The following is a 12,191-nucleotide window of genomic DNA, read 5'->3' as shown; positions in this document are numbered from 1 at the left end:
CGCTCGGCGGGCTGCCTGTTTTTCATTCAATATGTAATGGGAGAGGATGCGGTTGAACATCATTTGTTGGATTCGAAGCGATTTTCGATTACAAGACAACCACATGTTGGCACGTGCGATTGAATTACTGAAGGAAAATCCAAAAGCGACAGTCGAGTTCGTCTTTTGGCTCAATCCAGATTACATTGGAGAATACGAAGCGCGGCAACAATATTTCTTTCAAGCGCTCGAATTGTTTTCAGATGATTGTAAAGAAAAAGAGATACCGATTCGCTTCATCGAAGGCGATGAACAAGCTTTCTTAGATGCAACCAATGATGCGGACGTTTTGTTATTCAACGCGGAATATGTCGAACCATTCAAGGCGCGGGATGAGGGAATCATCAAAAAACGTAAGGAACGACAAACGGAGCGCTTGTTAGACCGGCATCTGCTCCATCCACATGACATTAAAAAGCAGGATGGAAAGTTCTATAAAGTATTCACGCCGTATAAGAATGCGTTCATGAAAAAAGAAATTCCAACACCCTATGATGTGAAGTGGCAAACGCTACGGGATCATTATCATAAGCGCCAGCACACTAATAGTTTTATTGATGCCTATTTTAAAAAGGCACAGTCTGATGCGGCATTTCATCCGGGTGAGAAGCAAGCGAAACAACGCTTAAAGAAATTCATCGAGCAATCGCTTGAAAACTACGAAGAGAATCGCGATCTTCCAGCGATGGACGGTACGAGTTTACTCTCACGTTATCTACGGACCGGTGAGATCGGGATTCGAACGGTCTATGCAGCTATTCAAGATGCAAAAGAGTCGAAAGGGAAGCAGACATTCATCACCGAACTCATCTGGCGTGAGTTCTATTACATGATTTTAATGCACTTCCCGGAATCGAAACGACAAGCGGTCAACACCCAGTACCGAGAAATCGAGTGGGAAGAAAACGAGGACGGATTCAAGGCTTGGTGTGAAGGGAAAACCGGCTATCCGATCGTCGATGCAGCGATGCGTCAATTGAACCAAACCGGTTGGATGCATAATCGTCTGCGGATGATCGTCGCGTCGTTCCTGACAAAAGATCTATTGATCGATTGGCAAAAAGGGGAACGTTATTTCCAACAGAAACTCGTCGATTATGAAGCGGCTTCGAACATCGGTGGTTGGCAATGGGCGGCATCGGTCGGGACGGATGCCGTACCGTACTTCCGAGTCTTCAATCCGACGACACAATCAAAGAAGTTCGATAAGGACGGAGAGTTCATTCGGCAGTATGTCACGGAAATCAAAGATCTGTCGAAGCAATATATTCATGAACCGACGCAGCAACAACGAGAAGACTCTGGATACCCAGAACCAATCGTTGCACATGATGAAGCGCGAAAGCGTGCAATCGCTCGATTCAAATAATGAAAAAAGGATATTCCTCAGCGGAGGAACATCCTTTTTTTTACGACCTTATTGAAGACGGCTATTTGCTTTACGTGTTCGGAATGCATGATACGTCAAGTAGGATAAGACACCGAAATAACACGTAATCAAGAAGGCGTGCAGTAACGGTACATATGTTGCATGTCCACCGAGAACGATCCAAGCACCTGTAGCAACTTGACACGAGATGAAGAACGTCGCGAATGCCATGCCGATTTTCGTCGTCCGGTGTTTTAAGCGAATGGCTGTAATATGAACGAACAACGTATAGAGGAATAATAGCCCAGCCATGATTCGGTGAATCATTTGGACCCAGGCTTCGAACGTCATCGACGGTTGGGAACAAACGGGCCAACCCACACACGCATATGTAGCGCCAACATGGCGAACGTAAGCACCAGTATAGACGACGATCAGCGTGTAGACGAGCAGACCGTACAAGAGCTTACGCAAGAATGCTGGGACAGATTCCCTGAATTCCTGACCAGGACGCTCCATGATCAATATCGTTAAAATCAATAAGGCAGCAAAGGAAATCAAGGAGATACCAAAATGTAACGCCATGACGAGATCTGATTGTTGCCAAACGACAGCTCCTGCTCCGACGATGGATTGAATCAACATGAAGATGAAGGCAAGAAATGCAAAAATCTTCGTATCTAATCGATCCTTAAAGGCAACGAGCGTCCAGAGACATAAGGCGATGATTAGGAGTCCAACGACTCCGGTCACAGCGCGGTGACTATATTCAATCATCGTTTCAACACTTGGGTTTGTCGGGATGAGTTCCCCATGACAGAGTGGCCAATCTGTTCCGCAGCCATCTCCCGAGTCCGTTTTTGTGACTGTCCCACCCATCAGCAAGACGATCATCATCGTAAACGTGACGAAGGCTGAAAACATCGAAAGCTTTCGATTCAAGATTTGGACACCACCTTTCTAAAAAATACGAAATACATGGATTTCCATAGGACTAGTATCGCATAAAAAGTCTCGAAACGCTTGCAATCTTTTAGAACAACGCTATTCTAGTATTAGGTAAATATGGTGAACTGTGATGAAAATCACATAGATTTCACATTTTGTTCATTATGTCGAAAGTATTTTCATACGTCACGGTCCTAAATATGTGGTATCTTTTATAGAGAAAAGGACGTTTCGTGGCATGTCTGTGTTATTTCTGTGAAGAAATTACGTGAAGCCTAGGTGCTACACGGAAGCAGATGGTGAAAAGGAGGGAACAGCATGGCGAAAGTTACTGGAGAGGCACTGGATATGGCAATCGAGCAGGCGGATCAGCCCACATTCAAGGACTATATCACCCTAGCAAAAATGGGGATCGTCCGTGCCAATCTGATTACGGTCTTCGCAGGGTATGTCGTAGCGGCATCGTACATAACGGATGATGTCCTATTGTATCTATGGCAAACCAAGTGGATGTTACTGTGGACGCTTCTCGGGAGTGGATTAGTCATTGCCGGAAGTTGCTACCTCAATAACTACATTGACCGGGACATCGATTATAAGATGGAACGGACGATGGGAAGACCAAGCGTTACTGGGAAGATGGATGGACAGCGAATACTCGCGCTAGGACTCGGGATTCTTGCGACCGGTACGGTATTGTTGTTGATCGTCAACCATGTGGCGGCAGTGTTCGGATTGATCGGATCATTCGTTTACGTCGTGATTTATACGATGTGGTTAAAGCGAACACACACGATCAATACAGTCGTAGGTGGTATATCAGGAGCTGTGCCACCAATCATTGGATTTGCGGCAGTCACTCCGACGCTTCACATTGATGCGTGGATTTTATTCCTCATCATGTTCGTGTGGCAACCACCACATTTCCTCGCACTCGCGATGCGACGGACAGAGGAGTATCGGGCAGCAGGTATCCCGATGTTACCTGTCGTAAACGGATTCGCGATCACGAAACGACAAATTGTATGGTGGATTGCAGTACTTATTCCATCATCACTCCTCTTAGCACACTATGGCATCATCTACATGATCGTCATGGCATTGCTCGGTGGATATTGGCTCTATATGGGACTGAAAGGTCTGAAGATCCAAGATGAACAAGCCGAAATCAAATGGGCGTCGAAGATGTTCTTCTTCTCACTGTTTTATTTCACGGCTTGGATCGTGACGGTCGTACTCGTTTCTTTCTAAAACGATTTGACATAATTCACGTACACCATTACGAAAGACAAAATTGGGGACAAAGAAAGTGGGGATGGTTGTGAAAAAATCAGTAAAAATGCTCTTCCGGCTTCTTCCAATCGGCTTGATGGCACTCATGTTATCAGGTTGTGGAATTCCGGAATTGTCTGCGCTACAGCCTCGCGGAGAAGGCGCTGAAATGCAACTTGAGATCATCAAGCTTAGCTTGTGGGTCATGTTGTTCGTCCTTGCGATCGTAGCCGTCATTTATATTTACGTACTTATGAAATTCCGTCGTAAATCAGGTGATAACACGGTTCCGAAGCAAGTCGAAGGGAACCACACGCTTGAAATCATCTGGACAGTTATTCCGATCCTTCTCTTGATCGTTCTTGCAATTCCGACGATCAAAACAACGGTTGAACTTGCGGATGCAAAAGAAGCGAAGAAAAACGAACAAATCAACGTTACAGCGAACCTTTACTGGTGGGAATTCGAATATCCAGACAAAGGTGTTTCGACAGGACAAGAACTTGTCATCCCAGTCGGTAAACGTGTTGCGGTTAACTTGACGTCTAAAGACGTCATTCACTCATTCTGGGTACCGGCTCTTTCTGGTAAGACAGATACAAACCCAGGTCTTGATAACGAAATGTGGTTACAAGCAAAAGAAGCAGGCACGTACTACGGTAAATGTGCCGAGTTGTGTGGTCCTTCTCACGCATTGATGGACTTTAAAGTCGTTGCGATGGAGCAGGATGACTACGACAAATGGTTGAAAGACATGAAATCTGCAAAAGAAGCAGAAACAAAACAGCTTGATAAAAAGAATGAAAAGAACTGGACGACTGGTGAGCAAGTCTACGCCCAGAACTGTCTCAGCTGTCATGGCGGCGGGAAAGTCGCACCTAGCTTGACGAACTTCGGTGATCGTCAGCGTATCGCGGGTTACCTCAAGCATGATAAAGAAAACCTCGAAAAATGGATTCGCGATCCACAAAAAGAGAAACAAGGTACAAAAATGCCTGGATTCTCTGAAGATAAGATCAGCGATGAAGAATTGAGCGAATTGGCAGATTATCTATTGGACAAAAAGCTCCAATAATTTTTTAAGGGGGAATCATAGTGGGGACACATACTATGGGTATGCCGCAGAAAAAAAGCGGCATCATGGACTGGCTAACGACAGTCGACCATAAGAAAATCGGGATTCTCTACATCATCTCTGGATTGTTCTTCCTTCTAGTTGGTGGCGTAGAAGCCCTAATGATTCGTTTTCAATTGATTAAACCGATGAACGATTTCGTCAGCGGTGAACTTTTTAACCAATTGATCACGATGCACGGTACGACGATGATCTTCTTGGCAGCGATGCCGATGTTGATCGGTTACATGAACGCAGCAGTACCGCTTCAAATCGGAGCACGCGATGTTGCGTTCCCATTCTTAAATGCACTTGGTTTTTGGTTGTTCTTCTTTGGTGGAGTCTTACTGAACCTTTCATGGTTCTTCGGCGCTGCGCCAAACGCAGGTTGGACAGCTTACGCACCACTCTCGACAGTACCAGAGTCGCTTGGTGTTGACTTCTACTCACTCGGGTTACAGATTTCTGGTTTCGGTACACTTATGGGGGGGATCAACTTCCTCGTTACAATTTTGAACATGCGTGCACCAGGTATGAAACTGATGCGGATGCCGCTCTTCACATGGACAGCATTCGTTGCTTCTGCCTTGATCGTTTTCGCATTCCCACCACTTACGGTTGGATTGTTCCTCTTGACGTTCGAGCGACTCTTCGGAGCGCATTTCTTTGACCCGGCAGCGGGCGGGAACATCGTCATCTGGGAACACCTCTTCTGGATCTTCGGTCACCCGGAAGTTTACATCTTGATTTTACCGGCATTCGGTATCTTCTCTGAAATCATCCCTACGTTTGCTCGTAAACGTCTCTTCGGATACACGACGATGGTCTTTGCGACGATGTTGATCGGTTTCCTCGGATTCATGGTATGGGTTCACCACATGTTCACAGTCGGTCTCGGTCCGGTTGCGAACGCGATCTTCGCAGTAGCGACGATGGCGATCGCTGTACCGACAGGGGTCAAGATCTTCAACTGGCTCTTTACGCTATGGGGCGGGAAGTTGACGTTCCCAGTCGCGATGCTTTATTCGGTCGCCTTCATTCCATCATTCCTTGTTGGTGGTATGACAGGGGTCATGCTTTCAGTAGCACCTGCCGATTATCAGTACCACGACAGTTATTTCGTCGTTGCCCACTTCCACTACGTTATCGTTGGTGGGGTCGTCTTTGGTCTCTTCGCAGGTCTTTACTACTGGTTCCCACTCATGTTCGGGAAACAACTCAACGAGTTCTGGGGTAAAATTCAATTCTGGTTGTTCTTCATCGGCTTCCATTTGACATTCTTCCCACAACATATTCTTGGTCTTACAGGTATGCCACGTCGTGTCTTCACGTACTTGCCAAACCAAGGCTGGGAAACAATGAACTTACTTTCTTCAATCGGTGCAGCCTTCATGGGTGTGTCGACGATCATTCTCGTCATCTCGATCGTTGCCGCATTGATGTCAAAAGAATATGTAAAACGCGACGTATGGGGCGATGGACGTACGCTTGAGTGGACACTTCCTGTTCCAACTCCAGAATACAACTTCGCACAAATTCCACTCGTCAAAGGTTTAGATACGTACTGGCTCGAAAAAATGGCAGGTAACAAAACAGTCTCTGTTTCGGAAGAAGTCGGTGATATCCACATGCCGAACAACTCGATCTTGCCGTTCGTTATGTCAGTCGGTCTGTTCCTTGCAGGTCTTGGATTCATTCTTCGCCTAGATTACGGTACTGTCGGTCTGGTCATTGCCTTGATTGGTCTTGCGATGACATTCATCGCGATGTTCTTCCGTTCTTGGATCGACGATGAAGGATACTACATCCCGAAATCAGTCGTCGAAGAAGATCTACGCCTTGAAGCAGAAAAGGAGGCGAAGTAAGATGGGTCATCATTCAGTACCAAACAACCCGATCACGGGTATTCCGGATCATGTTGAAAAAGCAACACTTGAGGGTAAGAATAAATATGTAGCCTTCTGGTTCTTCCTTGGAGGAGAGACGACTTTGTTCGCCTCTCTCTTCGGAACATACATCGGACTTCATAACTCCGGTGCTAAAGAAGGTCTACGCAGTTATGACATCTTCGAAATGGGTCTCGTCTTCATCATGACGATGCTCCTCTTGACAAGTTCGTTGACAAGCGTTCTTGCAATGATGGCAATGAAACGTAACGATGTGAAAAAGATGAAGCTTTGGCTCATCATCACATTGCTTCTCGGTCTTGGATTCTTAAGTGGTGAGATCTATGAGTTCAATCACTACTACCACATCGGTCATACGTTTACGTCGAGTGCATTTGGTTCTGCCTTCTATACACTCGTTGGGTTCCACGGTGGACACGTCTTATTTGGTCTTCTTTGGATCTCGACATTGTTGATCCGGAACTGGAATCGTGGCATTACAGTCGTGAACGCGCCGAAGTATTATGTTTCAAGTCTTTACTGGCACTTCATTGACGTCGTCTGGGTCTTTATCTTCTCAGTCGTCTACCTCATGGGGATGGTGAAATAAGATGGAAAAACACGAACCGCAATTAACACGCAATCAAGTCGAACTCGAAATGAAAGCAGAACGTGGTCGTGAGACTCAACTGCAACTCATCAGTTTCGCACTCATGATTTTCTTGACGCTCATCGCTTTCGGTGCAGTCATGGCAGATCTCATGCCTCACTGGGCAGCTGGTGGATTCTTGATCATCATGGCAATCGTTCAAGTTTATCTCCAGCTTTATATGTTCATGCACATGAACAATAAAGGCAACACATGGATCAAAGTTATGATGGGTCTTGGTATATTCGTCGCCTTGACGATCGTCGCAACGCTCCGTCTGTTAATCTGGTAAGAAATGTGACCATTCTGCTAACGTTTAGCAGGATGGTCTTTTATTTTGGAATCGTTTTATGAGAAACCTTTACAATGAAATAGGGGAACGGTAATCTTAGTTTGTAAGAGAAAGGAACGGGGTGAAGAAATATGTTAGGCAATTTAAGGGGAGCACTTTCGCAATTCGAATGGACTGTCTTATGGAGTCCGTATTATGCGTTGATACTCGTTGGATTGTATATCCTATATGCTGTCGTGACAGAAAAGCTGCGTCGTCCGGACGAGCCGGAAACAACGCTCGGACAAAAATTTTCGATGCTCGCGGCATTGGTCGTTTTTTACATCGGTTTTGGAAGTCCGTTAGACCTGCTAGCGCATATCACCTTCTCTGCACATATGTTGCAGATGGTATTCGTCTATATGGTCGCACCGCCGCTCTTGTTGATTGCACTACCAGAGTGGCTTTATAAGCGCTTGTTCAATATACCGTATCTTGGGAAGATTCTTCGTTTCTTCGTCAAGCCGTTGATTGCACTCGTCGTCTTTAATGCCTTGTTTACGTTTTATCATATGCCATTTATTTTTGATTATGTCCTGACGAACTATACCGTTCACCGTCTGTTCCATGGAACACTTATTTTCTTGAGCATGACGATGTGGTATCCGATCATTGCACCCGTCAACGAAAACGATAGTTTGTCTGACCTGAAGAAGATGGTCTATATCGTCGCGAACGGTGTCTTATTGACACCTGCTTGTGCGTTCATGATCTTTAGTCAAAGTTTCCAGTATCAAGCGTATCAGGATCCAGCGACGTTCGCGAAAGTACTCGCTTACTGTATGCCGAACAATGATTTGAGCGGGTTGAATCTGGAACGATTGCTTGGAACGACTGATGACTTACTAGAGGATCAACGCTTCGGTGGTGTCCTGATGAAGCTCGGTCAAGAACTCGTATACGGTCTATTCTTCGGATTGACCTTCTTTACATGGGTACGCCGTTCGAAAAGTACTGCCGTGGATGAAGGCATGTCCTTCACACCAAAAGCGGATTAAATTGGAGGAAGTTGGAACATGAGTTATTTGCCGTTGATTTGTGTATCGCTGATTGTCATCAGTGCGATTTTCGTAGCGATTGGCTGGTTCTTGATTGCTCAGACACGTCGCAACATGAAAGCTCACCAAACCGTGATGACAATCGCTGCTGCACTCGCTTTACTGTTTTTCATTATGTACGCCTTACGGACGATTCTACTTGGTAATACCGCTTTTGGTGGTCCTGCATCCGTCAAGCCATATTACACAGGATTCTTGATTTTCCACATCCTACTTGCGACATCCGGTGGGGTGCTTGGATTGATGGCGCTCTATCATGCCTATAAGAAGAACTTTGCGCGTCATCGTAAAATCGGACCAGTTGCTTCGATCATTTGGTTTTTGACGGCAATCACCGGCGTCATCGTCTATTGTCTATTATATGTCGTCTACGATCCTGGTGAGACGACGAACGTATTCCGGGCGATCTGGAGTCATTAAGGGGGAGCCAACTTGAAAAAAAATAGTTACTTGACGGTTGCTGCCGTTGTCCTCATCTTAGTTGCGGCAGCCGGGGGATATTATTATTTCTTCATGAAAGAAAAATTGCCTGTTATCGCTGAGCCGACACCATTTGAATTAACGAACGCCGTGAACGGTAAGTCGTTTAACTCGGAAGATGGAAAGGTCAAGGTATTGACATTCTTCTATTCGAACTGTCCTGATATTTGTCCATTGACGCTAAATGATTATCGGAAACTAGAGAAAAAGCTTCGTAGCGAAGAGCTATATGGAAGTGACGTCGAGCTCGTTGCAGTGACAGTCGATCCGAAAGTCGATACACCGAAAGTCTTAAAAACGTATGCTTCCAACTTCGAAGCAGATGCTGAAGGATGGAGAGTACTGACAGGAGACCCAGTCGTCATCGATCGTCTGACACGTCAGTTGAACTTCTATTATTCAAAAGCAGAAAGCGGCTTAGTGACACACGGGACGCAAATGTTTATTTTAGACCGTGAGAACAAAGTTCGGGCGATCTCTTCGATGGCGAAGACACCGGACGAACCAGTCGACTTGGAAGAAGTCATGTCTTCAGTCACACAACTAGCGAAGGAGTGAAGGAAGATGACTTATGAAGATTACATGCAAGGAGATGTGATCGTCTCTGTTCAAGCAATCGAGGAGTTACTCGCTTGTACGATCGAAGATTACGGGGTTCGACACTATCGGATTAAACGGATGGACTGGGAAGAGATTGCTTTTAGTGTAAAAGTGGATGTCTCAGCGACGTCACTGCATGCGCTCTATCAACATGTACGTCAACAACTTAAGATTCAACTCGGCGATGACGTCGTGTCTTACGTACAATTCGTCACGCGCTAAGATAAAACACACGAACGCTGCGCAATCACTATACAGATAGGTAATAAGCCGATGACTTCATAAGTAGTACGAAGTCATCGGCTTTTTTATTGGAAAAAAGACCGAAAAAAATAGAGGTCCCGATTGGAACCTCTACGTGTAGCTTATTTTTCAAGTGTTTCAAGCAGTGCTGCTAAACGACGTTCGCAGTCCTTGACGATTTCCGGTGGGAACGTCTCATCATACTCGACGCCGTGTGGATAGTAATGTTTCCCTAGAAGTGGTGTCATCATACGGACGACAGCGTGACGGTCTTCGATCTCACCTTGGATCGCATAGACTGGAACACGGAGATAGAATACTTCGCCTGTTGATTGTTTTTCGTATTTCATGTCGTACATCGCACGTTCGTAATCCCATTGTCCTTCGCGAACGAAACGGTGATGATCCATAATTGTTTCAAGAAGACCGAACTTCAGTTCCTTGCCTTCGATGCCATATTGTTCAAACTTCATGTTTGAATCCCCCTATACCCCAGTTTGCTAGTAGATACTAGTCTTTCCAAACTATCATACCATAATGAATGAAACGATGACGTAAAAGTTGTGAAGTCATTTTGAAGAATTCATGAACTTCCGTATTTTCGTTCAACGTACTCAAGGATCGTATCTGGTGCATGAATGCCGAGGTGATTAAGTCCTTCACCACCAAAGAAGACGTTGAACTCGAGAACGTACCATTGTCCGTCGCGGATGATAAGATCAAAACCAGCGTGATCGATATCAAGCTGTTTCGCAAGCGCGAGCACGAAATCAATTGCACCTTGTGGCACATCATCGAAATCAAGGACGCCACCTTGAGCGACGTTATTTAAGAACTGTGCACCACCGACGCGCCAATACGCCGCGAGGACTTGATCACCGACGACGACGACACGTAAATCCTTTTCGTTCGGAATGTACTCTTGGATGTAGAACGTCTCGTGTGTATCCGTGTATTTCTTCCAGTCCGCTTCATTTTTGATGAGATGGACACCTTGCCCCATCGAACTACGGACTGTCTTAGCGACGAACGGAAACGAAAATTCACGTAAGACTCGATCGACCGTGAACTCATTTTTCCCGTAGATGCCTGTCCGAGGGATATTGTCCGGAATGACGGTCTGAAAAATCCGAGTCATCTCGATTTTGTCATGACCTAGGTGGAACGTAGCGGCAGATGGAAAGATCGGCTTCTTCATTCCATAGATGATCGAGTGGATTTGCCAGTATTCCGGGAACAAGACGACGTCCGCCTGTTCAATCTTTTTCAAGGAATCAAAGTGATAATCTGATTTGGCATGTTCCGTCTTGATTCCAATCGTCCGGAACATATTAAAAGAGAGCAGTTGCATAAAGTTCATTCCTTCCTTCTGAACAAATTATACACAATTCAACGGGCTAGGAGGGAGAGAAATGTTATGATAAGATGGTAAAGTTAAGGAGGAGATTCGTTGTGATATATACCGATAAGACGATTGACCTCATCAACGCAGCGGAAGACCTCATTCGATCTCTCGCTCAAAGTGAAACGGGGCAAGCATATAGATGTGCGAAACAAGCACAGCAAGAGTCAGTGGAGGCACAGTCCGTCATTCGAGACTTTCATCAAGTCAAAGAAGATTACGAGCTCGTGCAACGATTTGGACGGTACCATCCGGACTATCAGACGATCACAAAAAAGGTCCATGAAGTCAAACGTCGACTTGATCTACAAGAGGAAGTCGCGCAGTTTAAAAAAGCAGAAAAACAACTCGAGACGCTACTTGGACAAATTAGTCTGAAACTCGCTGGTGAAGTATCACCGCAAATCAAAGTACCAACGGGGAATCCATTCTTTGACCAAGGATGTGCCGGAGGCTGTTCGACCGGTGGAAGTTGCAGTTGTAGCGGATAATGAAGATGAAGGGGGTAGGCTGGCGTGATCAAGGAACGAGTGGGACTCATCGTCTATGTCAATGCGATGAAAGCATCCCGTCAATTACGCCGTTACGGGAACGTCTACTTTACGTCTAAACGTGAACGATACGTGCATCTGTATGTCGATTTAGATCAGCATGAACAGGTGATGGAAGTCATTTCGACTCTTCCGTTCGTCGAATCGATCAAACGTTCAGAACGACCGTTCATCACGGAGACGTTCGCGAATAAAAAAGGTAAAATGCAAGAAGAAGCATAATCCAAGGAGCGATGAGGACATCCTCGT

15 protein-coding genes are annotated in these 12,191 nt (G+C 45.6%); 12 read left to right on the top strand and 3 right to left on the bottom strand.

Annotated elements, in window-relative coordinates; genetic code table 11:
- The first annotated feature begins 52 nt into the window (after positions 1–52).
- Complete coding sequence (locus tag Q7C19_RS07225) at positions 53–1,408, top strand: cryptochrome/photolyase family protein (protein WP_483867426.1); 1,356 nt, start codon at positions 53–55, stop codon at positions 1,406–1,408.
- Positions 1,409–1,456: 48 nt separating this feature from the next.
- Here the strand turns inward: Q7C19_RS07225 and Q7C19_RS07220 are convergent, their stop codons facing one another.
- The gene (locus Q7C19_RS07220; RefSeq protein WP_069201484.1) at positions 1,457–2,332 is read right to left on the bottom strand and encodes a COX15/CtaA family protein; all 876 of its coding nucleotides are present in this window, start codon (positions 2,330–2,332) and stop codon (positions 1,457–1,459) included.
- Between the two features lie 342 nt (positions 2,333–2,674).
- Between Q7C19_RS07220 and cyoE the strand changes: the two genes are divergently transcribed.
- The 9 genes from cyoE (at position 2,675) to Q7C19_RS07175 (ending at position 9,968) form a co-directional block, all read left to right on the top strand.
- Positions 2,675–3,607, top strand: a complete 933-nt coding sequence (cyoE, locus tag Q7C19_RS07215) for a heme o synthase (protein ID WP_035406737.1) — start codon at positions 2,675–2,677, stop codon at positions 3,605–3,607.
- A 64-nt stretch (positions 3,608–3,671) separates the two neighbouring features.
- Positions 3,672–4,703 (top strand): cytochrome c oxidase subunit II, encoded by a 1,032-nt coding sequence (gene coxB / locus Q7C19_RS07210; RefSeq protein WP_081780348.1) that lies wholly within the window; start codon positions 3,672–3,674, stop codon positions 4,701–4,703.
- 35 nt (positions 4,704–4,738) lie between these two features.
- Entirely contained in the window at positions 4,739–6,607 is a 1,869-nt protein-coding gene (gene ctaD, locus Q7C19_RS07205) for a cytochrome c oxidase subunit I (RefSeq protein WP_052018991.1), read from the top strand.
- Between the two features lies 1 nt (position 6,608).
- Positions 6,609–7,238, top strand: coding sequence for a cytochrome c oxidase subunit 3 (locus tag Q7C19_RS07200; protein ID WP_035406743.1), 630 nt, complete (start codon positions 6,609–6,611; stop codon positions 7,236–7,238).
- 1 nt (position 7,239) lies between these two features.
- Positions 7,240–7,569 carry a cytochrome C oxidase subunit IV family protein gene (locus Q7C19_RS07195; protein ID WP_035406746.1) on the top strand — a complete coding sequence of 110 codons (330 nt, stop codon included), beginning with the start codon at positions 7,240–7,242 and terminating at the stop codon, positions 7,567–7,569.
- A gap of 131 nt (positions 7,570–7,700) precedes the next feature.
- A complete protein-coding gene (ctaG, locus tag Q7C19_RS07190) occupies positions 7,701–8,606 on the top strand; it encodes a cytochrome c oxidase assembly factor CtaG (protein ID WP_035406749.1) in 906 nt (301 codons plus the stop codon).
- Between the two features lie 18 nt (positions 8,607–8,624).
- Positions 8,625–9,086, top strand: coding sequence for a DUF420 domain-containing protein (locus Q7C19_RS07185; protein ID WP_290751586.1), 462 nt, complete (start codon positions 8,625–8,627; stop codon positions 9,084–9,086).
- A gap of 12 nt (positions 9,087–9,098) precedes the next feature.
- Positions 9,099–9,704 carry an SCO family protein gene (locus Q7C19_RS07180; protein ID WP_035406755.1) on the top strand — a complete coding sequence of 202 codons (606 nt, stop codon included), beginning with the start codon at positions 9,099–9,101 and terminating at the stop codon, positions 9,702–9,704.
- Between the two features lie 6 nt (positions 9,705–9,710).
- Positions 9,711–9,968 (top strand): hypothetical protein, encoded by a 258-nt coding sequence (locus Q7C19_RS07175; protein ID WP_035406757.1) that lies wholly within the window; start codon positions 9,711–9,713, stop codon positions 9,966–9,968.
- A gap of 143 nt (positions 9,969–10,111) precedes the next feature.
- On the opposite strand, the gene Q7C19_RS07170 is transcribed toward Q7C19_RS07175, so the two are convergent.
- Together Q7C19_RS07170 and Q7C19_RS07165 are read right to left on the bottom strand one after the other, a co-directional pair.
- Positions 10,112–10,462, bottom strand: a complete 351-nt coding sequence (locus tag Q7C19_RS07170; protein WP_035406760.1) for a YugN family protein — start codon at positions 10,460–10,462, stop codon at positions 10,112–10,114.
- A gap of 110 nt (positions 10,463–10,572) precedes the next feature.
- The gene (locus Q7C19_RS07165; protein WP_290782775.1) at positions 10,573–11,319 is read right to left on the bottom strand and encodes an ATP-grasp domain-containing protein; all 747 of its coding nucleotides are present in this window, start codon (positions 11,317–11,319) and stop codon (positions 10,573–10,575) included.
- 122 nt (positions 11,320–11,441) lie between these two features.
- On the opposite strand from Q7C19_RS07165, the gene Q7C19_RS07160 reads away from it, so the two are divergent.
- On the top strand, positions 11,442–11,882 hold the full coding sequence (locus Q7C19_RS07160) for a YlbF/YmcA family competence regulator (RefSeq protein ID WP_035406766.1): 441 nt from the start codon (positions 11,442–11,444) through the stop codon (positions 11,880–11,882).
- 24 nt (positions 11,883–11,906) lie between these two features.
- Positions 11,907–12,164: a YlbG family protein gene (locus Q7C19_RS07155; RefSeq protein WP_035406768.1), complete on the top strand. Its 258-nt coding sequence runs from the start codon at positions 11,907–11,909 to the stop codon at positions 12,162–12,164.
- Positions 12,165–12,191: the final 27 nt, after the last annotated feature.

This window comes from Exiguobacterium sp. PHA03, from assembly GCF_041945985.1.
GTDB lineage: Bacteria > Bacillota > Bacilli > Exiguobacteriales > Exiguobacteriaceae > Exiguobacterium_A.
Note: the sequence above shows the minus strand (reverse complement) of the source record. Positions and strands in the feature narration are given on the sequence as shown.

Coding starts and splice junctions, on each gene's coding strand:
- Q7C19_RS07165 (WP_290782775.1), bottom strand. CDS start 11,319: ATGTTCCGGACGATTGGAATCAAGACGGAACATGCCAAATCAGATTAT.
- ctaD (WP_052018991.1), top strand. CDS start 4,739: ATGGGTATGCCGCAGAAAAAAAGCGGCATCATGGACTGGCTAACGACA.
- ctaG (WP_035406749.1), top strand. CDS start 7,701: ATGTTAGGCAATTTAAGGGGAGCACTTTCGCAATTCGAATGGACTGTC.
- Q7C19_RS07195 (WP_035406746.1), top strand. CDS start 7,240: ATGGAAAAACACGAACCGCAATTAACACGCAATCAAGTCGAACTCGAA.
- Q7C19_RS07200 (WP_035406743.1), top strand. CDS start 6,609: ATGGGTCATCATTCAGTACCAAACAACCCGATCACGGGTATTCCGGAT.
- Q7C19_RS07220 (WP_069201484.1), bottom strand. CDS start 2,332: ATGTTTTCAGCCTTCGTCACGTTTACGATGATGATCGTCTTGCTGATG.
- coxB (WP_081780348.1), top strand. CDS start 3,672: ATGGTTGTGAAAAAATCAGTAAAAATGCTCTTCCGGCTTCTTCCAATC.
- cyoE (WP_035406737.1), top strand. CDS start 2,675: ATGGCGAAAGTTACTGGAGAGGCACTGGATATGGCAATCGAGCAGGCG.
- Q7C19_RS07185 (WP_290751586.1), top strand. CDS start 8,625: ATGAGTTATTTGCCGTTGATTTGTGTATCGCTGATTGTCATCAGTGCG.
- Q7C19_RS07170 (WP_035406760.1), bottom strand. CDS start 10,462: ATGAAGTTTGAACAATATGGCATCGAAGGCAAGGAACTGAAGTTCGGT.
- Q7C19_RS07175 (WP_035406757.1), top strand. CDS start 9,711: ATGACTTATGAAGATTACATGCAAGGAGATGTGATCGTCTCTGTTCAA.